General features: G+C 72.8%; 22 protein-coding genes. 7 read left to right on the plus strand and 15 right to left on the minus strand.

What is annotated here, in order from left to right; genetic code table 11:
- Positions 1-148: 148 nt before the first annotated feature.
- The 5 genes from ACFY04_RS15225 to infC all read right to left on the minus strand — a co-directional run bounded on the left by ACFY04_RS15225 (position 149) and on the right by infC (position 4,009).
- The gene (locus tag ACFY04_RS15225; RefSeq protein WP_389116874.1) at positions 149-1,390 is read right to left on the minus strand and encodes an ATP-binding protein; all 1,242 of its coding nucleotides are present in this window, start codon (positions 1,388-1,390) and stop codon (positions 149-151) included.
- 56 nt (positions 1,391-1,446) lie between these two features.
- The gene (locus ACFY04_RS15230) at positions 1,447-2,307 is read right to left on the minus strand and encodes a TrmH family RNA methyltransferase (protein WP_389116875.1); all 861 of its coding nucleotides are present in this window, start codon (positions 2,305-2,307) and stop codon (positions 1,447-1,449) included.
- Between the two features lie 175 nt (positions 2,308-2,482).
- On the minus strand, positions 2,483-2,869 hold the full coding sequence (gene rplT, locus ACFY04_RS15235; protein ID WP_007263143.1) for a 50S ribosomal protein L20: 387 nt from the start codon (positions 2,867-2,869) through the stop codon (positions 2,483-2,485).
- A gap of 105 nt (positions 2,870-2,974) precedes the next feature.
- Positions 2,975-3,169, minus strand: coding sequence for a 50S ribosomal protein L35 (gene rpmI, locus ACFY04_RS15240; RefSeq protein WP_030012385.1), 195 nt, complete (start codon positions 3,167-3,169; stop codon positions 2,975-2,977).
- A 105-nt stretch (positions 3,170-3,274) separates the two neighbouring features.
- A complete protein-coding gene (gene infC, locus ACFY04_RS15245; RefSeq protein WP_030012386.1) occupies positions 3,275-4,009 on the minus strand; it encodes a translation initiation factor IF-3 in 735 nt (244 codons plus the stop codon).
- A 325-nt stretch (positions 4,010-4,334) separates the two neighbouring features.
- On the opposite strand from infC, the gene ACFY04_RS15250 reads away from it, so the two are divergent.
- Positions 4,335-4,712, plus strand: coding sequence for a DUF1844 domain-containing protein (locus ACFY04_RS15250; protein WP_030723460.1), 378 nt, complete (start codon positions 4,335-4,337; stop codon positions 4,710-4,712).
- 97 nt (positions 4,713-4,809) lie between these two features.
- Here the strand turns inward: ACFY04_RS15250 and ACFY04_RS15255 are convergent, their stop codons facing one another.
- From ACFY04_RS15255 to ACFY04_RS15265, 3 genes are read right to left on the minus strand one after another with little or no spacing between them, the layout of a single operon-like run.
- A complete protein-coding gene (locus ACFY04_RS15255; protein WP_389116877.1) occupies positions 4,810-5,550 on the minus strand; it encodes an SseB family protein in 741 nt (246 codons plus the stop codon).
- 21 nt (positions 5,551-5,571) lie between these two features.
- Positions 5,572-6,777, minus strand: coding sequence for a type VII secretion-associated serine protease mycosin (gene mycP, locus ACFY04_RS15260; protein ID WP_389116879.1), 1,206 nt, complete (start codon positions 6,775-6,777; stop codon positions 5,572-5,574).
- A complete protein-coding gene (locus ACFY04_RS15265; protein ID WP_389116880.1) occupies positions 6,774-7,595 on the minus strand; it encodes a hypothetical protein in 822 nt (273 codons plus the stop codon). The genes mycP and ACFY04_RS15265 overlap by 4 nt, the downstream gene beginning before the upstream one ends.
- Before the next feature lie 378 nt (positions 7,596-7,973).
- Between ACFY04_RS15265 and ACFY04_RS15270 the strand changes: the two genes are divergently transcribed.
- Positions 7,974-9,176 (plus strand): amino acid deaminase/aldolase, encoded by a 1,203-nt coding sequence (locus ACFY04_RS15270; RefSeq protein WP_389116881.1) that lies wholly within the window; start codon positions 7,974-7,976, stop codon positions 9,174-9,176.
- Between the two features lie 18 nt (positions 9,177-9,194).
- On the opposite strand, the gene ACFY04_RS15275 is transcribed toward ACFY04_RS15270, so the two are convergent.
- The 5 genes from ACFY04_RS15275 to ACFY04_RS15295 form a co-directional block, all read right to left on the minus strand.
- Positions 9,195-9,488, minus strand: coding sequence for a hypothetical protein (locus tag ACFY04_RS15275; RefSeq protein WP_389116883.1), 294 nt, complete (start codon positions 9,486-9,488; stop codon positions 9,195-9,197).
- Positions 9,489-9,548: 60 nt separating this feature from the next.
- On the minus strand, positions 9,549-10,826 hold the full coding sequence (locus ACFY04_RS15280; protein ID WP_389116886.1) for a haloacid dehalogenase-like hydrolase: 1,278 nt from the start codon (positions 10,824-10,826) through the stop codon (positions 9,549-9,551).
- 98 nt (positions 10,827-10,924) lie between these two features.
- Positions 10,925-11,710, minus strand: a complete 786-nt coding sequence (locus tag ACFY04_RS15285) for a 3-oxoacyl-ACP reductase (protein ID WP_389116888.1) — start codon at positions 11,708-11,710, stop codon at positions 10,925-10,927.
- Positions 11,711-11,715: 5 nt separating this feature from the next.
- On the minus strand, positions 11,716-13,080 hold the full coding sequence (locus ACFY04_RS15290; protein WP_389116889.1) for an aldehyde dehydrogenase family protein: 1,365 nt from the start codon (positions 13,078-13,080) through the stop codon (positions 11,716-11,718).
- Positions 13,081-13,117: 37 nt separating this feature from the next.
- Entirely contained in the window at positions 13,118-14,482 is a 1,365-nt protein-coding gene (locus tag ACFY04_RS15295) for a glutamine synthetase family protein (protein WP_314249475.1), read from the minus strand.
- A 77-nt stretch (positions 14,483-14,559) separates the two neighbouring features.
- Between ACFY04_RS15295 and ACFY04_RS15300 the strand changes: the two genes are divergently transcribed.
- The 4 genes from ACFY04_RS15300 to ACFY04_RS15315 all read left to right on the plus strand — a co-directional run bounded on the left by ACFY04_RS15300 (position 14,560) and on the right by ACFY04_RS15315 (position 18,729).
- Positions 14,560-15,306: a FadR/GntR family transcriptional regulator gene (locus ACFY04_RS15300; protein ID WP_389116891.1), complete on the plus strand. Its 747-nt coding sequence runs from the start codon at positions 14,560-14,562 to the stop codon at positions 15,304-15,306.
- A 121-nt stretch (positions 15,307-15,427) separates the two neighbouring features.
- A complete protein-coding gene (eat, locus tag ACFY04_RS15305) occupies positions 15,428-16,906 on the plus strand; it encodes an ethanolamine permease (protein ID WP_389116892.1) in 1,479 nt (492 codons plus the stop codon).
- A gap of 44 nt (positions 16,907-16,950) precedes the next feature.
- Positions 16,951-17,658 carry a gamma-glutamyl-gamma-aminobutyrate hydrolase family protein gene (locus tag ACFY04_RS15310; protein WP_389116893.1) on the plus strand — a complete coding sequence of 236 codons (708 nt, stop codon included), beginning with the start codon at positions 16,951-16,953 and terminating at the stop codon, positions 17,656-17,658.
- A 276-nt stretch (positions 17,659-17,934) separates the two neighbouring features.
- On the plus strand, positions 17,935-18,729 hold the full coding sequence (locus tag ACFY04_RS15315) for a hypothetical protein (RefSeq protein WP_389116895.1): 795 nt from the start codon (positions 17,935-17,937) through the stop codon (positions 18,727-18,729).
- Between the two features lie 36 nt (positions 18,730-18,765).
- Here the strand turns inward: ACFY04_RS15315 and ACFY04_RS15320 are convergent, their stop codons facing one another.
- Complete coding sequence (locus tag ACFY04_RS15320; protein WP_389116896.1) at positions 18,766-19,122, minus strand: hypothetical protein; 357 nt, start codon at positions 19,120-19,122, stop codon at positions 18,766-18,768.
- 132 nt (positions 19,123-19,254) lie between these two features.
- Positions 19,255-20,178 carry a LysR family transcriptional regulator gene (locus tag ACFY04_RS15325; RefSeq protein ID WP_389116897.1) on the minus strand — a complete coding sequence of 308 codons (924 nt, stop codon included), beginning with the start codon at positions 20,176-20,178 and terminating at the stop codon, positions 19,255-19,257.
- A 70-nt stretch (positions 20,179-20,248) separates the two neighbouring features.
- On the opposite strand from ACFY04_RS15325, the gene ACFY04_RS15330 reads away from it, so the two are divergent.
- Positions 20,249-21,367: a TDT family transporter gene (locus tag ACFY04_RS15330; RefSeq protein WP_389116898.1), complete on the plus strand. Its 1,119-nt coding sequence runs from the start codon at positions 20,249-20,251 to the stop codon at positions 21,365-21,367.
- The last annotated feature ends 193 nt before the right edge of the window (positions 21,368-21,560 follow it).

The following is a 21,560-nucleotide window of genomic DNA, read 5'->3' on the forward strand; positions in this document are numbered from 1 at the left end:
TTCCCGTACTTCCGATGGCTGGCTGGTGGGTCCCCGTACGACAGGATCGGACCGATCGACGCAGAGACACAAAGGTGCCAAAGGACGAGTCTAAAGGTCGCTGGGGGTGAAGGAGCCCGTGGGCCGCCTGCCGGGACTCTCCGCAGGGCTACTGCGTGAGATACGCGGGGGCGCTCACGGGCAGGATAAATCGGAACTCGGCGCCGCCGCCTGGGCCGCGGCCGACCGTGATGGTCCCGCCGTGAGCCTCCACGATGCCCTTGACGATGTACAGGCCCAGGCCGGTGCCGCCGCGCTTGCTCCCCCGCCAGAAGCGGGTGAAGACGCGGCCCATCGACTCCTCGGGGATCCCGGGGCCTTCGTCGGTCACGGTGACGGCGGTTCCCTTCTCATGCGGCGATACACCGATGGTGACCGTTCCCTCTCCGTGGCGCACCGCATTTTCCAGGAGGTTGCCGAGGATCTGGTCGATCTTGTCCGGATCGGCCCACAGATCGGGGAGCGGGCGGCTGACGCTCACGAGGAACCGCTCGGGGTCCTGCCCGTTCGCGGTGAGCGCCTGCACGTGGCGGCCGACGGCGGTGGCGATGTCCACCGGCTGGCGGCGCACCTCCAGGCGGCCGGAGTCGATGCGGGAGATGTCGAGGAGCTCGGCGATGAGGCGGGTGACCCGGTTGGCGTCGGCGTCGACGGTCTCCAGCATCAGCCGCTTCTGGTCGTCGGTGAACCGCTCCCACTTGGCGAGCAGGGTGGCCGTGAACCCCTTGACCGAGGTCAGCGGGGAGCGCAGCTCGTGGGCGACGGTGGCGATGAGCTCGGCGTGGCTGCGCTCGGTGCGCCGGCGGGCCTCGGTACCGCGCAGGGTGACCACGAGGCGGCGCAGCGGGCCGGTGGGGTGCGTACGCACGTAGCTGGCGGAGACCAGCACCTCGCGCCCGCCCGGGAGCAGCAGGTTCCGCTCGGGCTGCCCGCGGCGGGTGGCGAGGCCCCCGTACGGGTCGGTCAGCGCCCACCAGCGGCGGCCTTCGAGGTCCTCCAGCGGGAGCGCCCGCTCGATGCGCGTGCCGAGCGCCTGGGCGGGATCGGTCGCGGTCATCCGGGCCGCGGCCCGGTTGAAGCAGATCACGTGCCCGGTGGCGTCGGCGACGACGAGCCCGTCGGGCAGGCAGTCGGGGTCGATCCCGAAGGCCAGCCCTTCACCGGGGGCGCCGACGCCCAGGACCGCCCCGCGGGCCGCGCCCTGCGGCGGTACGCCGCGCAGCGCGTCGGAGGCGAGTGCGGGGGGCGCGGCATCGACGGGCCCCCCGCCCGTACGGGCGCAGGGGCCGACCGGCAACGGCGGACCGGCCGTCGTGTCGGCCTCCGGCGAGCTGTTCGTACCGACGGTCATGTCCCCGTACCCCACATCTCCGAGTAGCGCAGTGGGCCCCCCGGGCCGCCACATTACTAGCTGGGGGTCACAGAGCGGCACCCTCCGGGCGCCCGCTGTGCACGCGCTGACGCGTAGAGGCACACGGCGGCGGCCGTCGCCAGGTTCAGGCTCTCCGCCTTTCCGTGGATCGGGACCCGTACGACGGCGTCCGCCAGGGCCCTGGTCTCCTCCGGCAGACCCCAGGCCTCGTTGCCGAAGACCCAGGCGGAGGGCCCGCCCATGGTGCCCGCGTCCAGCTCGGCGTCGAGGTCCTCGTCACCGGCGCCGTCGGCCGCCAGGATCCGTACGCCGGCCGCCCGCAGCCCCTCGACGGCCTGCTCGACCGGAACGCCGACCGCGACCGGGAGGTGGAAGAGGGAGCCGACGGAGGCCCGTACCGACTTGGGGTTGTAGAGGTCCACGGAGGCATCGGTCAGCACCACCGCGTCGGCGCCCGCGGCGTCCGCGCAGCGCAGCACCGTACCGGCGTTGCCGGGGTCGCGGACGTGCGCGAGGACGGCGACGAGCTTGGGCCGGGCCTTGAGGATCTCCTCGAACGGGGAGTCCAGGAAGTGGCAGACACCGACCAGGCCCTGCGGGGTGACGGTCTGGGAGACCTCGGCGAGCACCTCGTCGGAGGCGTAGTGCACGCGGGCGCCCGCGTCCAGGGCGGCCTCGATGATCCCGGAGTAGCGCTCGGCGGCCTCGACGGTGGCGAACAGCTCGATCAGGGTCGACGCGCCCGTGGGTCCACGGTGCTCGACGGCCTCGCGGACGGCCTGCGGGCCCTCGGCGATGAAGCGGCGCTCCTTGGTGCGGAAGTTGCGCCGCGCCAGCCGCCTGGCGGCGGCCACCCGCGGGGATCGGGGGGAGATCAGCTCGTCGGGGTGACCCATGGTGTGTGCGGTTCTCTTTCGGGGTTCCGGGCGGGACGGGGGCTGGACGGGGCGGCGCGGCCGGGGGCAGGACAGCAGGGGCGGCGCGGCGCGGCGCGGAAAGCACACGGACCCGCAGGCGAATGCCTGCGGGTCCGTGGGGGCCGGCCCGGTGTGAGCTTGGGCCGGCTAGCCCTTAGGCAGCGGCCTTGGGGGCGTTGACGTCGGCCGGAAGCGCCTTCTGCGCGACCTCGACGAGCGCGGCGAACGCGTTGGCGTCGTTGACGGCCAGCTCCGCGAGGATCTTGCGGTCCACCTCGATGTTGGCGGCCTTCAGACCCTGGATGAGGCGGTTGTACGTCATGCCGTTCTGGCGGGCAGCGGCGTTGATGCGCTGGATCCACAGCTGACGGAAGTCGCCCTTGCGCTTCTTGCGGTCGTTGAAGTTGTAGACCAGCGAGTGGGTGACCTGCTCCTTGGCCTTGCGGTACAGGCGCGAACGCTGACCGCGGTAGCCGGAGGCCGCCTCGAGGATTGCCCGGCGCTTCTTGTGGGCGTTTACTGCCCGCTTGACGCGTGCCACTTTTTAACTCCTTGTAGCGGGGCCGTGGGTGTCTTCACACGGCCCGAAATTCGATGGGGTCCCGGTCTCGACGTGCGTCCGCTCCCGGCAGGGGGAGCGGAGACGTCAGATGCCGAGAAGCTTCTTGATCTTCGCGGCGTCGCCGGGGGCCATCTCCGCGTTGCCGGTGAGGCGGCGGGTGACACGGGACGACTTGTGCTCGAGCAGGTGGCGCTTGCCGGCGCGCTCACGGAGCACCTTGCCGGAGCCGGTGACCTTGAAGCGCTTCTTGGTACCGCTGTGCGTCTTGTTCTTCGGCATGGCGCCGTTATCTCCTCGTCGGTGGCGCTCCCACCGGTCCGGTACGGGACCGGCTTACGGGAGCGTCATGTTGTGTCGGGTGATCCGGGACGGGGTGTCCTGGAATCAGGCCTCGGCGTTCGCCTCGTCGGCCGGAGCCTCTTCGGCAGCGGCCTCGGTGGCCTCGGCGGAGGCGACCTCGGTGGTGTCATCGACCTCGACAGCGGCGTCCTCGGAAGGAGCCTCGTCTTCGGTGTGGGCGACACCCTGGCGCTCCGCCTTGCGGGCGGCCTGCGCCTCGCGGGCTTCGGCCATCGCCTCGGTCTTCTTCTTGTGCGGACCGAGGACCATGATCATGTTTCGGCCGTCCTGCTTCGGGTTCGACTCGATGAACCCGAGGTCCTCGACGTCCGAAGCGAGACGCTGCAGCAGTCGGTAGCCGAGTTCCGGCCGGGACTGCTCGCGACCACGGAACATGATCGTGATCTTGACCTTGTCGCCCTGCTTGAGGAACCGAACGACGTGACCCTTCTTGGTGTCATAGTCGTGCGGGTCGATCTTCGGCCGGAGCTTCATTTCCTTGATGACCGTGTGCGCCTGGTTCTTGCGCGCCTCACGGGCCTTCATGGCCGACTCGTACTTGAACTTGCCGTAGTCCATGAGCTTGCAGACCGGCGGGCGTGCGGACGCCGCGACCTCGACCAGGTCGAGGTCGTACTCCTGCGCGAGCTCAAGCGCCTTGGCAAGCGGCACGATGCCGACCTGCTCGCCGCTGGGACCGACAAGCCGTACCTCGGGAACGCGAATCCGGTCGTTGATGCGGGGCTCGGTGCTGATGGATCCTCCTCGGTAGCACCACACGGCTGCCTGGCAGACAGCCGCTGACGTGTATTTCCGTCAGACCGACCGCAGCGGGAGAATGAAAAAAGCCCCGCCGGGCACAGGCAGGGGCTCCAAAACAACCGGAACACCGCCGCGTGCGAACCGCGGGGCGTAGACTCGGGCAGCTTTCCATCGTCCGTACGGAACGATGGATGCCGCCTGACCGGTGACCCGCCACCCCGGAGGGCAGTCAGGTGGGAGAACGGAGCCTCCACTTGTGGGCCGGGCACAGAAGTATCCGGCCGGTCGAAGTACATACTAGCACCCGTGCCACAAGCCCGCCGCACGGCATATCGTGGGGCGCATGACTGACGCGACACCCCCCACCGAACCCGCTGCCGACGGCGCCCCCGACTACGACACCATGACCCGCGACATCGCGGACGTGCCCGCCGTCGAGGTGATCACCACGGTGGCCGTGCACCTGCTGAGCGCCGCGGCGGTCAACCTGGGCCTGGACAAGCCGGACTCCGAGCACAAGGACCTCGACGAGGCCCGCAAGCTGATCACGGCCCTGGCCGGCCTGGTCACCGCGAGCGCCACCGAGATCAGCTCCTTCCACGCCGCCCCGCTGCGCGACGGCCTGAAGTCGCTCCAGCTCGCCTTCCGCGAGGCCTCGATCGTGCCGGACGAGCCGGGCCAGGGGCCGGGCGAGAAGTTCACGGGTCCCGTCTTCGGCTGAGCCCGTACCGGAAAGACACATGACGACGGCCGGTGCACCCCCGCGGGGGTGCACCGGCCGTCGTCATGTCCGGGGGCCGCGCGCCCACGGCTCACGGTCAGCGGGCGAACAGGGGCTCGCCGGGCGGAGCCGGAGCGTCCGACGGGAGCAGCGCCAGGTCCAGCCCGCGGACCAGCCGGGCCCGCAGGGTGGTGTCCGCCGCCAGCGCCTCGGCGACGCGCCGGGCCGCCGCGGGCGCCTGCGCGCCCTCGGCCAGCACGATCGCCAGGGTGCCGTCGGAGTCGCCGCCGCCCGGGCCGAGGTGGGCGCGCAGGACGGCCGGCTCCGCGGACACGGCGGCCCGTACGGCCTCCCGCACGGCGGGATCGGCCAGCGGGCCCGCGTCGGTGCGGCCCTCGGCGAGCGCGAGCAGCGCGGAACCGGTCAGCTGGTAGGTGACGGGGCCGGCCAGGTCGAGGACCACGGTGTCGGCCTTCTCGTGCGCGGCGGCCGCCAGCGCCTGGTGCAGCGGGACCGCCACCGGCCGGGCCGCGGGGTCCCAGAGCGCGAGCGAGGCGATCGAGGTGAAGGCGGGCAGCGCCCGCCGGTCGCCCGCCCGCAGGGTCGGGACGGCCATGTCGCTGGTCTTCTCGCGCTTGAGGCCCGTCTCCGGGTCGGTCTCCACCTCACCGAGGACGGCGACCACCGGGACCAGCAGGCGGGCTCCCCTGAGCGCGGCCAGCACCTCCGGCTCCTTCGTCCGGTCCTCGGACCAGGCGGCCAGGGCCGCGGTCAGCCGGGGGTCGGCGGAGCCGTCGTCGTCGGAGAATCCCGGGTCGGGAATGTTCTTGTTCGCCATGTTCGCCACAGTTACCCGACCCTACTGTGCCGCGTACGGGTCCTGGCCACGGCCCCGGGTGCCCCGGCGCGGGCGCCGCGCGAGTACGGCGGCCAGTACGAGCAGCACCGCCCCCGCGACCGCGGCCGCCGGGGCTCCCAGCCGGGCGCCCCGCTCGGGCGGGCGCACCGGTGCGGGGCCGGGGCCGAAGTACGTGCTCCCGGCCGCGGCGGGCACGGGCGCCGGAGCCTCCGGGCGCATCTCCTCGGCGGCCTGGAGGGCGGCGACGGGATCGACCAGCCCGTGACCGCGGGCGTCGTCGCGGCCGCCGGCCGGGGAGTCGGAGGCGGTCGCCTCCAGCAGCTTCTTCACCTGGGCCGGGGTCAGGTCGGGGTGCGCGGCCAGGACGAGGGCCACGGCGCCGGAGACGAAGGCCGCCGCGGCGCTGGTGCCCCAGCCCTCGTAGTACGAGCGGTCGGGGTCGGCGATGACGACGTCGACGCCGGGGGCGCTGACGGTGGCGTACCAGTTGCGGGTGGAGAACTTGGCCTTCTTGCCGCGGCGGTCGACGGCGGTGACGGCGATGACCCCCGGATAGGCGGCCGGGTAGGAGACGCGGTCGCCCGCCTCGCCGCCGTTGCCCGCGGAGGCCACGACGACCACGCCCTTGGCGAGGGCGTACTGGACGGCCTCGTCCTCCCCCGCCTCGTGGTGTGCGGAGTCGCTGTCGTCACCGAGGGACAGGTTGATCACGTCGGCGCCGTGGTCCGCGGCCCAGCGGATGCCCTCGGCGAGGGACCCGCCCTTGCTGTCGCGGGCCTGGGCGCGGCCCGGGTCGCTCTCTTCGAGGATCACCCGGACGGGCAGGATCCGTGCCTGCGGGGCCATGCCGAGGACGCCCTGGCCGCGGCTGGGGCCGTGGCCGTGCCCGGCGATGATGCTCGCCATGGCGGTTCCGTGGCGGGCCCAGGCGCGGTCGCCGGGGCCGGCCCCCATGCCGATGAGGTCGGTGCCGGCGAGGACCTGACCGGAGAGGTCGGGGTGGGACTCGTCGACGCCGGTGTCGAGGACGGCGACGGTCACTCCGGCGCCCCGGGTGGTGCCCCAGGCCTCCTCGGCGCGCAGGGCCAGCAGGCCCCACTGGCGGTCGCGGATGTTGTCGGCGGCGGCGGGGGTCGCGGTGGCGGACACGAGGAGGGTCGCGGCGAGCAGGGCGGCGGCGGCCTGCCCGGAGGCCCGGCGGATCATCGGGTGGGCTCCGGGGTGCGCGGTGCGGGCGTGGTGGGCGGTGCGGGTGGTGCGGCGAGGAAGGCGAGGCCGTGGCCGACACGGTCGGCGAGCGCCTGGGCCTCGTGGCCGAGACCGGCGTGGGCGGCGGCTCCCGTGGCGTCCTTCTTCATCAGGTCCGCGGCGGGGCGGGGTGCGTCCAGGGCGCGGCCGTCGGCGAAGGCGGAGACGGTGTAGACGACGACGGGTGCCTCGGTGAGTACGGAAGTGGCCCAGGCGGCGCGCTGCGCGTCGGTGAACCCGTACGCGGGCGGAGCGGGGATCCGGCCCTTGAGGGCGGTCATCGTGGGGGCGTCGGCGGGGGTGAAGACCATGCCGACGGTGATCAGCGAGCTGCGGGTGGCGTCGGTGTAGGTGGCGCGCAGCACGCGCGTGCAGCCGGTGGCGGCCAGCAGGGCCTGCCAGTCGGCGGCGAGGGCGGCCGGGCAGTCGGCGTCGGGGGCGAGCGCGATCCGGGTCCAGGTGCGGTCGGAGCCGCCGGGGCCGGCGGAGGGGCCGGTCAGGACGGGCGGGAGCAGGCTGTCGACGGGGGCGGCACGCCACAGCGACCCGGCCTTGCGGTAGGCGGCGTCGGCGGGGAGGGGGCGGGCCGCGGCGCGGTGTTCGGCCCAGGTGGTGAGGGCGGCCCCGCCGACGAGGCCGCTGCCCAGGAGGACGCAGAGCGTGGCGGCGAGGACCCGTACGGGGTGGCGGCGCGTGTTCGCGGGCGCGGACTCGGGCTGGGGCGGGGTCGGTTCGGGCTCGCCCAGGATCGCGGTCCGCGGTGTCGTCGTGGTCATCCGGCGGCTCCGCCCCCCGTTCCGTACGGCTGCCTGCCCGTACTCTACGGCGTCGGCGGCGCAGCGTGGATGCCGGTACCGCCCCTGAACCAGCCCCACTCCACCGGTCCAGCCCCGCCGCACCGATCCAGCCCCGCCGGCGTTCGAGGCGCGGAGATCCCAGGGCAGCGCCCCGGCCAAACCAGCCCCGCCGGCGATCGAGGCACGGGGATCGGGGCGGAGCCCCGGTCCTTGAGGCGCGCGGGCAGCCGGCCGCACCACCCCCGGCCCCGCCGGGGACCGAGTCGCGGGGCTCCGGGGCGGCGCCCCGGGAAACGGGGAAAGGGCGGGGCGGGGAACCACTACCCACCGGTAGAGACCTCTGGCAAGCTGCCGCCCATGAACTCCGCCGCCACCGACCGCGCCCGGTACGACCGGGCGACCGCGCACCTGGACGCGCCGCTGGCCATCGTGGATCTCGACGCCTTCGACGCCAACGCCGACGATCTCGTCCGCCGCGCCGCCGGCAAGCCTGTCCGGGTCGCGAGCAAGTCGGTCCGGTGCCGCGCGCTGCTGGAACGGGTCCTCGCCCGCCCCGGGTTCGCCGGGATCATGTCGTACACCCTCGCCGAGTCGCTCTGGCTGTCCCGGTCCGGGTTCGAGGACGTGCTCCTCGCCTATCCCTCCGCCGACCGGGCCGGCTTCGCCGAGCTGGCGAACGACGCCAAGCTGGCCGGCGCGGTCACGGTGATGGTGGACGACCTCGCGCAGCTGGACCTGATCGACGCGGCCCGGGACGGGGGCGCCGAGGAGGTCCGGGTCTGTCTGGAGCTGGACACGTCCCTGCGGCTGCTCGGCGGCCGGGTACGGATCGGGGCCCGCCGCTCCCCGCTGCGCGAGCCCGCGCAGCTGGCCGGGCTGGCCCGGGCGGTGGCCGACCGGCCCGGGTTCCGGGTCGTGGGGCTGATGGCGTACGAGGGTCATGTCGCCGGGGTCGGTGACTCGCTGGCGGGTCGCCCGCTGCGGTCCCGGACGATCCGGCTGATGCAGGGCGCGGCCCGCAGGGAGCTGGCGGAGCGGCGGGCCGAGGTGGTGCGGGCCGTGCGGGCCGTCGTACCGGATCTGGAGTTCGTCAACGGCGGCGGTACCGGCAGCGTGCAGCAGACGGCCGCCGAGGACGCGGTGACCGAGATAGCTGCGGGTTCGGGCCTGTACATGCCCCGGCTGTTCGACAACTACACGTCGTTCAGCGGGCGTCCGGCGGCCCTGTTCGCCCAGCCCGTGGTGCGCAGGCCCGGGGTGGGTGTGGTGACGGTGCTCGGGGGCGGCTATCCGGCCTCCGGTGCGGCCGGGGCGGACCGGCTGCCGGTCCCGTACCTGCCCCAGGGGCTGCGCTACGACCCCCAGGAAGGCGCGGGCGAGGTGCAGACCCCGCTGCTGGGGAGCCCGGCCGACGATCTGCTGATCGGCGACCGGGTCTGGTTCCGGCACGCGAAGGCGGGCGAACTGTGCGAGCGGTTCGACACCTTGCACCTGATCGAGGGCGACCGGGTCACCGACAGCGTGCCGACCTACCGGGGCGAGGGGCGGACCTTCCTCTAGGTACGGGCTGGATGCGGGCTAGGTGCGGGCGACGGGCTTGTGGACGAAGCCGGTCAGCGGTGCGAGGACCTTCCAGTCGAGCGTTTCGTAGAGCGCCCGGCCCTGGACGGTCGCGCCCAGGATGCCGGTGGCCGCACCGTTCTCGACGGCCGCGCCGGTGAGTGCTCCCCTCATCACCGTCCCGAGGCCGAGGCGCTGGTGGGCCTCCTCGGTGACGATCTGGTCGAAGACGCAGGCGGCGCCTGTCAGCCCGATCCGACCGCGCGCGGCGGGCTCCCACATCCGGACACCCCTCCGAATAATGACTGCCATCCGAATTCGGATGTTACACAGGCAGGGTGACAGTCATCGCTCGCCGAACCTCGTGGGCCCCTAGTACACGGAGTCCGTCTGGTCGGGGACGACGCTCCGGTCGCCCCGCAGGACCGGGCCCTTGGTGCCGTCGTGGTCGACGTAGCCGGTCGTCGCGCACGGGTAGGGGTCGGTCTTCCGCTTCTTGGGCTCGATGAACATGGGGTTGACGATCCAGCGGCCGTCGCTGTTGTCGTACGCCCGGCACATCAGCTCGTTCTTGTTGCGGTTCACGACGAGCCGCAGGGCGGTGGCGTCGCGCAGGAACGAGATGTCGGTGTCGGAGTCGCCGGCGGCGAACACCTGGCGGCGGGCGGCGGGCTGGACCTTTTCGGCGGCCGCGCCGCGCACGCCGAAGATCTCCTTGTTGATCCAGCAGCGCTTGCCGTCGATGTAGGTGATCATCGTATCGGCGCCGTCCCGGACGGATCCGCAGCCCTGGAGGTGGGCGGTGAACTTTCCGCCGTACGTGGTGGTGTTGCGGATGCCTATGACGTGGTCGGCCTCGATGCCGGTGCCCTGGGCCCAGACCTCGACCACGGGCTGCGGGGAGGCGGAGCTGATCCACACGTCGAAGCCGGCCTTCTGGAGGCCCTTGATCAGGTCCTTCTGCTGGTCGTAGTAGCGGACCCAGCCGGTGGCGGTGGTCGTGGTGCCGACCTGCTGCGTGGCGCCGACGGGCGCGGCGAGGTTCTCGCTGCGGGCGGCGGCGGCGAAGCCGCGGATCTCGCGGGCGGTCCAGCCCTGCATCAGCTGGGGGAGCCAGGCGTACGAGGGTTCGGTGGTGCGGCGGTCCCAGCCGGCGAAGGCGGGGGCGCCGGCGCGGGTCGCGGCGGTGCCGTAGACGGCGTTGATCTCGTCGGCGCAGGCGGCTCCGGCGGGGGTGCCGGTGGGCAGCGGGGCGCCGGGGCGGGCGAGGGCGTCGCAGGCGTCGGCCAGGGCCTTGGTGGCGGCGGGGGTGAGGTGGCGGCTGGTGGTGGACCAGTCCCCGGCGGCGGGCTGGCGGATCCGGCCGTTGCGCAGGAGCCAGAACATGGTGGCGTCGCCGACGTCGTTCTTGACGACGGTGTTGTCCCAGTCGAAGACGGCGACGGGCTTGGTGCGGCCGGTCCGGTACGGGTTGCAGCTGCCGTACCGGTCGATGAGCTGCTGGAGGCGGGTCTGGTTGTCCCCGTACCAGCCGGAGCCGACGGTGACGCGGGGACAGGGGGTGTGCGCGGCCTGGGCCGGCGGGGCCGCCAGGAGGCCGGATCCGGTGACCGCGACGAGGGCGAGGGGGGCTGCCCATTTTCTCTGCATGCTGCTCCTTCGAGGATCGGGACAGCCCTGAGGGACCGGCCGGGCACCTTGCGGCGCCCGGCCGGCCGGGGTGCGGTGCGGTGCGGCGCTGGTGAGGCCTACAGCGGGGTCACGTACGCGCCGGAGATACCGCCGTCGACGAGGAAGTCGGTGGCGTTGATGAAGGAGGAGTCGTCGCTGGCGAGGAAGGCGACGGCGGCGGCGATCTCGGTGGGCTCGGCGAAGCGGCCCAGCGGGATGTGGACGAGGCGGCGGGCGGCGCGCTCGGGGTCCTTGGCGAACAGTTCCTGCAGCAGGGGGGTGTTCACGGGCCCCGGGCACAGGGCGTTGACGCGGATGCCCTCGCGGGCGAACTGCACGCCGAGCTCGCGGGACATGGCCAGGACGCCGCCCTTGGAGGCGGTGTAGGAGATCTGGGAGGTGGCGGCGCCCATGATGGCGACGAAGGAGGCGGTGTTGATGATGGAGCCGCGACCCTGGCGCTGCATGTAGGGCAGGGCGGCCTTGCAGCACAGGTAGACGGAGGTGAGGTTGACGTCCTGGACGCGCTTCCAGGCCTCCAGGCCGGTGGTCAGGATGGAGTCGTCGTCCGGGGGCGAGATGCCCGCGTTGTTGAAGGCGATGTCGACCGAGCCGTAGGTGTCGAAGGCCGTCTTGAAGAGCGCCTCGACCTCCTCGGGGCTGGTGACGTCGACCTTGACGAACAGACCGCCGACCTCCTCGGCGGTGGCCTTGCCGGCCGTCTCGTCGATGTCCGCGCAGACCACGTTGGCGCCTTCGGAGGCGAGGCGGCGGGCGGTGGCGAGGCCGATGCCGCTGCCGGCTCCGGTGATGACGGCGGTGCGGCCGACCAGGCGGCGGCAGATGATCTCTTCGTTGGACATGTGCTTCAGGCCTCCGTGCTGATGAAGACGTTCTTGGTCTCGGTGAATGCGGTGAGGGCGTCGGGTCCGAGCTCGCGGCCGAGCCCGGACTGCTTGTAGCCGCCGAAGGGGGTCCAGTAGCGGACGCTGCTGTGGGAGTTGACGGAGAGGTTGCCGGCGGCGACGGCGCGCGAGACGCGCAGCGCGCGCCCGATGTCGCGGGTCCAGAGGGAGCCGGAGAGGCCGTACTCGGTCGCGTTGGCCAGGCGTACGGCGTCCTCCTCGTCCTCGAAGGGCAGGACGACGGCGACCGGTCCGAAGACCTCCTCGGCGGCCACGGGCGCGGTGGGGGCGACGTCCGTGACGAGGGTGGGCGGGTACCAGAAGCCGGGGCCCGCGGGGGCGGTGCCGCGGATCGCGGTGAGGTCGTCGGTGACGAAGGAGCGTACGCGGTCCAGCTGGGTCCGGGAGATCAGCGGGCCCATCTGCGTCTTCTCGTCGAGCGGGTCGCCCACGGTCACGGCCGCGATGCCGGGGGCGACGAGCTCCAGGAAGCGGTCGTAGACGGAGCGCTGTACGAGGATCCGGGTGCGGGCGCAGCAGTCCTGGCCGGTGTTGTCGAGGAAGGCCATGGGGGCGGCGGCCGCCGCTGCTTCGAGGTCGGCGTCGGCGAAGACGATGTTGGGGCTCTTGCCGCCGAGTTCGAGGGTGACGCGCTTCACCCGGTCGGCGCACTTGGCCATGATCTGCTTGCCGACGCGGGTGGACCCGGTGAAGACGATCTTCGCGACGCCGGGGTGTTCGACGAGTGCGTCGCCGGCGACGTCCCCGCGGCCGGGGAGCACCTGGAAGAGGTGCTCGGGGATCCCGGCTTCGAGGGCGAGTTCGGCGAGGCGCAGCGCGGTCAGCGGGGTGGTCTCGGCGGGCTTGAGGATGACGGCGTTGCCGGCGGCGAGGGCCGGGGCCAGGCCCCAGGCGGCGATCGGCATGGGGAAGTTCCACGGGGCGATCACGCCGATGACGCCGAGGGGTTCGAGGAAGGTGATGTCGATGCCGCCGGCGACGGGGATCTGGCGGCCGGCGAGCCGTTCCACTCCCCCGGCGGCGAAGTCGAGGAGGTCGCGTACGTTGCCGGCTTCCCAGCGGGCGTTGCCGATGGTGTGGCCGGCTTCGCGGACCTCCAGCTGGGCCAGTTCCTCGATGTGGCCGTCGACGACCGCGGCGAAGCGGCGCAGCAGCCGTGCCCGGTCGGCGGGGGCGGCCGCGGCCCAGGCGCGCTGGGCCGCGGCGGCCCGGGCGACGGCGGCGTCGACGTCGTCCCGTGTGGCGGCCGGGACGACGGCGACGGTTTCCTCGGTGGCCGGATTCAACACTTCCAGCGCGTCGGACACGTGGTGCCTCACAGTTTCGTTCGGTGGCGTGCGGTGGCTACAGGCGTTCGAAGGAGCGGCGCAGCTCCCAGTCGGTCACCGCGGAGTCGTAGGCGTCGAGCTCCACGCGGGCCATGTTCCGGTAGTGCGCGACCACTTCGGGGCCGAAGGCGGCCTTGGCGATCTCGCTGTTCTCCCAGAGCTCGGCGGCCTCGCGCAGGGTGGCGGGGACGTGTGCGTAGTCGGCGGTGTAGGCGTTCCCGCCACAGGCCTCGGGGAGCTCCAGGCGGTGCTCGATGCCGTAGAGCCCGGCCGCGACCAGGCCGGCGACGGCGAGGTACGGGTTGACGTCGCCGCCGGGGAGGCGGTTCTCGAAGCGCATGGAGCGGCCGTGGCCGACGACCCGGAGGGCGCAGGTCCGGTTGTCCACGCCCCAGGCGACGGCGGTCGGCGCGAAGGATCCCGGCCGGAAACGCTTGTACGAGTTGATGTTCGGGGCGTAGAGAAGGGAGAAGTCGCGCAGCGCGGCCAGCTGGCCGGCCAGGAAGTGCCGCATCACCGGTGACATTCCGCCTGGGCCGTCCCCGGCCATGGCGTTGCGTCCGTCGGCGTCGGCCAGCGAGAGGTGGATGTGACAGGAGTTGCCCTCGCGCTCGTCGAACTTGGCCATGAAGGTGAGCGAGACACCTTCCTGGGAGGCGATCTCCTTGGCTCCGGTCTTGTAGACGGAGTGCTGGTCGCAGGTGGTGAGCGCCTCGTCGTAGCGGAAGGCGATCTCGTGCTGGCCGAGGTTGCACTCCCCCTTGGCCGACTCCACGATCAGGCCCGCGGCCTGCATCTCGTTGCGGATCCGGCGCAGCAGTGGTTCGATGCGGCCGGTCCCGAGGACGGAGTAGTCGATGTTGTACTGGTTGGCCGGGGTCAGGCCTCGGTAGCCCGAGTTCCAGGCCTGCTCGTAGGTGTCCTGGAAGACCATGAACTCCAGCTCGGTGCCCACCATCGCGGTGTAGCCGGCCTCGGCGAGGCGCTCCAGCTGGCGGCGCAGGATCTGCCGGGGCGCCGCGACGACGGGCGAGCCGTCGTTCCAGGCGAGGTCGGCGAGCAGGAAGGCGCTGCCGGGGTTCCACGGGATGCGGCGCAGGGTGGCGAGGTCGGGGTGCATGGCGAAGTCGCCGTAGCCCCGGTCCCAGGAGGACATCTCGTAACCGTCGACGGTGTTCATGTCGGTATCGACGGCGAGGAGGTAGTTGCAGCCCTCGGTACCGTGCTCGAGGACCTCGTCGAGGAAGAACTGTGCGGCGAACCGCTTGCCCTGGAGCCGCCCCTGCATGTCGGGGAAGGCCAGGACGACTGTGTCGATCTCACCACTGGCGACGAGGGAGCGGAGCTCCTCGGGCGCGAGCGGCGGCTTGCGGTCTACCACTGGAATCTCTCCTTCGGTGAGCCGAGGAGGCCTAAGGTATTGAATAGAACCATTGCTTGGGAAGGGGAGGAGCCGAGATGACCGATACGGCGAGCGAAGGCGGCGCCACCGCACGACTGAATCCCGTGCTGCGACAGGTGCGGGCGGGCAACGGTTTCGAGGAGGCGCTGGAGCAGATCCTCCAGGTGGTCCGGCTGGGTCTGGTGCCGGGCGGCGAACGGCTGCCGCCCGAGCGCGAGCTGGCGGAGCGCATGGGGATCAGCCGCGTGACCCTGCGCGAGGTGCTGAAGGTGCTGCAGGACCAGGGGCTCGTGGAGGCCCGGCGCGGGCGGTACGGCGGAACGTTCGTGCTGCCCCGGCCCGACACCCCGGCCGGCGGCGCCGAGGAGGAGCTGCGCCGGCGCGTCGCGGGGGTGGACATCGAGGACGTCCTGCGGTTCCGCGAGGTCCTGGAGGTGGGGGCGGCCGGACTGTGCGCCTCCCAGGGCCTGACCGAGGAGGGCACCGAACGGCTGCTCGGCGCCCTGGCCGCTACCCATGACGCCCCGCTCACCGACTATCGCCGCCAGGACACGCTCTTCCACCTCACCCTGTGCGAACTGGCCGGCTCCGCCACCCTGACGGCCCAGTACGCCGGCGTCCGGGCCACCGTGAACGACCTGCTGGACTGCATCCCGCTGCTCGTGCGCAACCTGGAGCACTCCCAGCAGCAGCACAGCACGCTGGTGGAGGCGGTGCTGGAGGGCGACGCCGCCGGGGCCCGGGAGACCATGCGCGAGCACTGCTGCGGCACGGCGGCGCTGCTGCGGGGCTTCCTGACCTGAGCCACGCCAGGGGCGGCCCGAGAGGGTTTCGTAACCTCTGTTTAACGCAGAGGTCTTGCGCACTCCACTCCTCTAAGGCAAAGGTACGCCCCACAACCATTGCCCTAGGCAGGAGCGCACGATGGCCGACGACATCGAAGCACGGCTCGCAGCCGTACCCGCACCCACCACGTCCCCCGACGGCGGGGACAGCCCCGACGAGTACCTCGCGCGCCGGACGCTGCGCCGCGGCAGCGCCGGCTGGCTGCTCCTCACCGGTCTCGGCGTCGCCTATGTCGTCTCCGGGGACTTCTCCGGCTGGAACGTCGGCCTCGACAAGGGCGGCTTCGGCGGCCTCGCCATCGCCACCGTCCTCATGGGCGCGATGTACGCCTGTCTGGTCTTCTCGCTCGCCGAGCTGTCCACCATCCTGCCGACCGCGGGCGGCGGCTACGGCTTCGCCCGCCGCGCGCTCGGCCCGTGGGGCGGTTTCCTCACCGGCACCGCCATCCTCATCGAGTACATCCTGGCCCCGGCCGCGATCGTCATCTTCATCGGCGACTACGTCGAATCCCTCGGCCTCTTCGGACTCACCTCCAGCTGGCCCGTCTACCTCGGCTGCTTCGTCATCTTCATCGGCGTCCACCTCTGGGGCGTCGGCGAGGCGCTCCGCTTCAGCCTGGTCGTGACCGCGATCGCCGTCGCCGCGCTGCTGATCTTCGCGGTGGGGGCCTTCACCGAGTTCGACGCCTCCGGCCTGAACAACATCCCCGTCGACGCGGACGCCTTCGGCTCGAACTCCTGGCTGCCGCTGGGCGTCCTCGGCATCTGGGCCGCGTTCCCCTTCGGCATGTGGTTCTTCCTCGGCGTGGAAGGCGTACCGCTGGCCGCCGAGGAGGCCAAGGACCCGGTCCGCTCGATGCCGAAGGCCCTCTCCATCTCCATGGGCATCCTCGCCCTGCTCGCCCTGATCACCTTCTTCGCCGCGACCGGCGCCCAGGGCGCCGACGCCGTCAAGGCCGCCGGCAACCCGCTGGTCGTGGCCCTGGAAGGGGACGGCGGTCCGACCGCGCTCAGCCGCTTCGTGAACTACGCGGGCCTGGCCGGCCTGGTGGCCTCCTTCTTCTCCCTCATCTACGCGGGATCGCGCCAGCTGTTCGCCCTCTCCCGGGCCGGCTACCTGCCCCGCTTCCTCTCGCTCACCTCGAAGCGCAAGGCCCCGTACCTGGGTCTGGTCATCCCCGGCGCGATCGGCTTCGCCCTGGCCGCGGCCACCGGTGACGGAGCCCGCATGCTCAACATCGCGGTGTTCGGCGCCACCATCTCCTACGCCCTGATGGCGCTCTCGCACATCGTGCTGCGCCGCCGGGAGCCGGACCTGGAGCGTCCGTACCGCACCCCGGGCGGGATCCTGACCTCCTCGGTGGCCTTCGCACTCGCCCTGTCGGCCCTGGTCGCCACCTTCCTGGTGGACAAGGACGCCGCATTCATCGCCCTGGCGGTGTACGCCGTCGCCCTGGCCTACTTCGCGATCTACAGTCGGCACCACCTGGTGGCCTCGGCCCCGGAGGAGGAGTTCGCGGCTCTCGCGGAAGCCGAGGCGGAACTGACCCGCGACTGAAACCCTGTTCCTGCCCTGCTCTGCCCCTGCTGGAGGTAACGAACGTGCCCAGGCCGCTCATCGGCATCACCACCTACGTCGAGGATTCCACCCGCTACGGCGTGTGGGACCTCCCGACATCCCTCGTACCGACCGGGTACTACGAACTCGTCCAGGCGGCGGGCGGCGCGGCCGTGCTGCTCCCGCCGGACGAACCCGGGTCGGCGGCGGAGGTGCTGAGCCGGGTGGACGGCCTGGTCGTCGCGGGCGGACCGGACCTGGACCCGGTGCACTACGGAGCCGCGCGCGACTCCCGTACGGGCGCCCCCGCCACGGTCCGCGACCACTGGGAGCTGGCCCTGATCGCCGCCGCGCTGGACGCGGACCTGCCCCTGCTCGGCATCTGCCGGGGCATGCAGGCCCTCAACGTGGCCCTGGGCGGAACGCTGATCCAGCACATCGACGGCCACTTCGAGACCCCGGGGGCCATCTCGTGGCACCCGGTCCGCCCGGTCCAGGGCACCCGGTACGCGGAACTGGTCCCGGAGGAGGCGCAGGTCCCGACCTACCACCACCAGGCCGTCGACCGGCTGGGCCGGGGCCTGGTCGTCTCGGCCCACGCGGTCGACGGCACGGTGGAGGCGATCGAACTGCCCGACCCGGAGCGGTGGGTGCTGGGCGTCCAGTGGCATCCGGAGCGGGACAAGGACACGCGGGTGATGTCCGCCCTGGTCGAGGCGGCCTCCGTCCGCACCGCGGTGCCGGTGGGCTGACGCCCGCTCCCCACCGCCCCTCCCTTCGCGCCCGACGGCGCGGGGCGAAGGGGTGTCTTGTCGGTCGGGCCGGATCAGGGAGCGGCGCCCGGTGCGTGCGATCGCAAGGCCGAGGAGGGAGTCGACGCGGAGCGTCGGCGACCGACGAGAACGCGGCGAGCGTGCATGCCGGGCGCCGCGAGCCCGGCCTGACCGGCAAGACACCCCCTAAGGGCGGTGGTGCGTGGCCGCCCGGCCCGATTGGCCGGCCGCCCGGCGGACGCGCAGGCTGGAAGGGTGCGGACCGAGGCAACGGGCACGGCATCCGGCCCGGTGTCCGGGTTCCTGGAGAACCCGGTCATCGGAATGGCCCCGTGGATCGTCTTCTCACTGCTGGTCGGCCCGGGGCGGTTCGAGCTCTCGGTCGGACTGGCGCTGGCCACGGCCGCCGCGCTCATCGCGGCGAGCCACCTGATCAACCGTGGCAGCAGCTGGAAACTCCTGGAACTGGCCGACGTGGTGTTCTTCGCCTCGATGGCCGTCGTCGGAGCCCTGGCGAGCGAGGGGACCCTGCGCTGGCTGGAGACGTACGCGGGCGAGGTCGCGAACATCACCCTTGCCGTGATCGCCTTCGGCTCGATGGCCGTGGGGATGCCCTTCACCCTCCAGTACGCCCGTGAACAGGTCGATCCGTCGCACTGGCACGAGCCCGGCTTCATCCGCGCCAACTACGTGATCACCGGCGTGTGGGGTGCGGCCTTCGTGGTGGCGGCCCTCGCGGGCGCCTACGGGGACCTGGTCCTGCACAACCCGAACAACATCTGGACCGGCTGGATCATCCAGATCCTGGCCATCGTCGCCGCGTTGAAGTTCACCGTCTGGTACCCGGACGTCGTCCGCGCCCGCGCGGTCCGCGAGGCCACCGGCGAGGGCCCCGAACCACCCGGCCCGGCGGGACTGTTGCTGCCGCTGGCGGGCCTGCTGGTGCCGATCGGGATCGCCGTCCTCATCTTCGACAACATGTGGTGGCTGGGCGTCGCGCTGATCGTCGCGGGCTCGCTCCTGACGAAGAGGCTCAGCTCGCAGAGCTGAGCCTCCCCGCGCGGCTCCGGGCCCGGCAGCCGTTCCTCACTCGGGCCGGACGAAGACCACCGATCGCAGTTCGAGGCGCTCCGTGCCGTAGCCCGTGCGCGGCCGCAGCCTGAACTCACTGCCCGTGCAGTCCGGCTCGGTGAACACGATCGCCACCTCGTCGGTCCGGTTGCGCGGCGAGTGCGCCGGGGAACTGGCCGCGGGGTCGGCCACCTCGGGCAGCGTGATGCACTCCCCGCTCGGCGGGTTCTCCAGTACGACCCTCAGCGGCCTGCCGTCGAGACCGGCGACCGTGTACTGGAACTGTCCCTCCGCGGCCGAGGCCGATGTCGGGAGCGTGAGCAGCAGGGTGACAGCGCCGAAGGCGGCGACGGCGGCATGGCGAAGACGCATCTGGGTTCTCCTCGGGAGAGCGACAAACGTGCAGGAGCCACCTTCCTGCGTCGCGCACCCCGGTCACCGACCACACCGCGCCGAATCGATCCCTCATCGCCCGAACGGACCAGAACGGGCTTCGACCGCGGACTAGATCCGGCGGTGGGTCAGGGACAGCAGGTCACGGGCCGGGCCCGCCGGGCGGGAACCCGTCGGCCAGACCGCCCGCAGGGCCCGGTCCAGCGGCGCGCCCGACACCGGGACCTCCACCAGCCGCCGCGCACCCAGTTCGTCCCCGACCGCCAGCTCCGACAGCACGCACGGCCCCGCACCGCTCAGCGCCGCCGCCTTCACCGCCGTGGTCGACGCCAGTTCCAGCAGCGGCGCGGCCAGCCCGCCGGCCGAGACCAGCGCGGCGTCCAGGACCTGTCGCGTGCCGGACCCCCGCTCGCGCAGGATCAGCGGGGTCGAGGCCAGCTCCGCCGCCGCCACCCCCTTGGCGCGGCGGGCCCACGGGTGGCCCGGGGCCACCGCCACCACCAGGCGGTCCTGCGCGATCACCGCCGAATCCAGTCCCTCGGGCACGGTCAGCCCCTCCACGAAGCCGAGGTCGGCCTCGTGCGCGAGGACCCGTTCGGCGACCACCGCCGAGTTGCCGGCGTGCAGTGACACCGCCGTGTCCGGGCGCTGCCCGCGCAGGGCGATCAGCCAGCCCGGCAGCAGGTATTCCGCGATGGTCATGCTGGCGGCCACCCGCAGCCGCGAATCCCGCCGCCCGCGCAGCGCCTGCGCCCCCGCGTCGAAGGCCTCCGCCGCCTCCACCACCCGCCGGGCCCAGTCCGTGACGAGCGCGCCCTCGGCCGTCAGCGTCGACCCCCGCGGCGAGCGGTCCACCAGGGCCACGCCGAGCCGGGTCTCCATCGCCCGGATCCGGCTGCTCGCGGCGGGCTGGGTGATGCCCAGCCGCCGGGCCGCGCCGCTCAGGCTGCCGACCCGCGCGACCGCGAGCAGCAGTTCCAGCGCGCCCAGGTCCGGTACCCGGTGCGCCAGCGGAACCCACTCCTCATTACCCATAACATCAGTTTATGGCCTCATAGGGAGATGACCTCTGCCGCCCCGTCCGCCCGGGCACGAGGCTGGATCCATGGCCACCATCCTCGTGCGACCCCGCACCCACACCACTCCCGCGGTCCGGGCCCACAAGGCCCCCGCACTGCGGCACCTCGGCCCCAACTGGTACGCCTGCGTCATGGGCACGGCGATCCTCGCCAACGCCGGCGCGACCCTCCCGTACCAGCTCCCCGGCCAGCGCGTGGCCTGCCAGCTCGTCTGGGCGCTGTCCGCCGTCCTCCTCGCCGTCCTGCTCACGGCCCGCGCCGGGCACTGGCTCCACCACCGCGACCAGGCCCGCGCCCATCTCCTCGACCCGGCCGTCGCCCCCTTCTACGGCTGCCTCGCGATGGCACTGCTGGCCGTCGGCGGCGGCACGCTCATCGTCGGCAAGGACCTCATCGGGACCGGCGCCGCCGTCGCCGTGGACGCCGTGCTGTTCACCGCCGGTACCGCGATCGGCCTGGTCATGGCCGTGGCCGTGCCCTACCTGATGGTCGTACGGCACAAGGTCGAGCCCGGGCAGGCCAGCCCCGTCTGGCTGCTCCCCCTGGTCTCCCCCATGGTCTCCGCCGCCCTCGGCCCGCTGCTGATACCCCACCTGCCCGCCGGCCAGCCCCGCGAGAGCCTGCTGCTCGCCTGCTACGCCATGTTCGGGATCAGCCTGCTCGCCACCCTGCTGATGCTCCCCCTGATCTTCGGCCGGCTGATCGTGGGCGGCCCCCTCCCCCTGGCCCTGACCCCGACCCTGTTCCTGGTCCTCGGCCCCCTCGGCCAGTCCGCCACCGCCGTGAACCAGCTCGCCGACGTCGCCCCCCAGTCGATCGACGGCACCTACGCGGGCGCACTGGGCGCCTTCGCCGTGATCTACGGGGTCCCTGTGATGGGCTTCGCCCTGCTGTGGCTGGCCCTGGCCGTGGCCATGCTGGTCCGGGCGGCCCGGGGCGGCATGGGCTTCGCGATGACCTGGTGGGCCCTGACCTTCCCCCTGGGCACCTGCGTCACCGGCGCCACCGGGCTGGCCCACCACACCGGCCTGACCGCCTACGCCTGGCTCGCCACCGCCCTCTTCCTCGGCCTGCTGACCGCCTGGCTCCTGGCCGCCGCCCACACCGTGCGCGGCCTGCTCTCCGGCCGGCTGCTGGCCGGCTAGCCGTTCCCTCGGGCGGGGCCCTTCCCTCGGCGGGGCGGGCGAGTCCGAGCCGTCCTGCGGGCCGGGATCCGGGCGCGGTGCGGGCCGGTCCGCGGGGCCGGGCAGGGGTGTCTCCTCGGCTCGGCGCGTGCGAGCCGTCGCGGCAGTACCCGGCGGTCGCGCGCTCGTCCTGCTGGGCCCCCCGTCCCCGCTC

The sequence above is a fragment of the Streptomyces sp. NPDC001549 genome (assembly GCF_042894025.1).
Taxonomy (GTDB): domain Bacteria; phylum Actinomycetota; class Actinomycetes; order Streptomycetales; family Streptomycetaceae; genus Streptomyces; species Streptomyces kutzneri.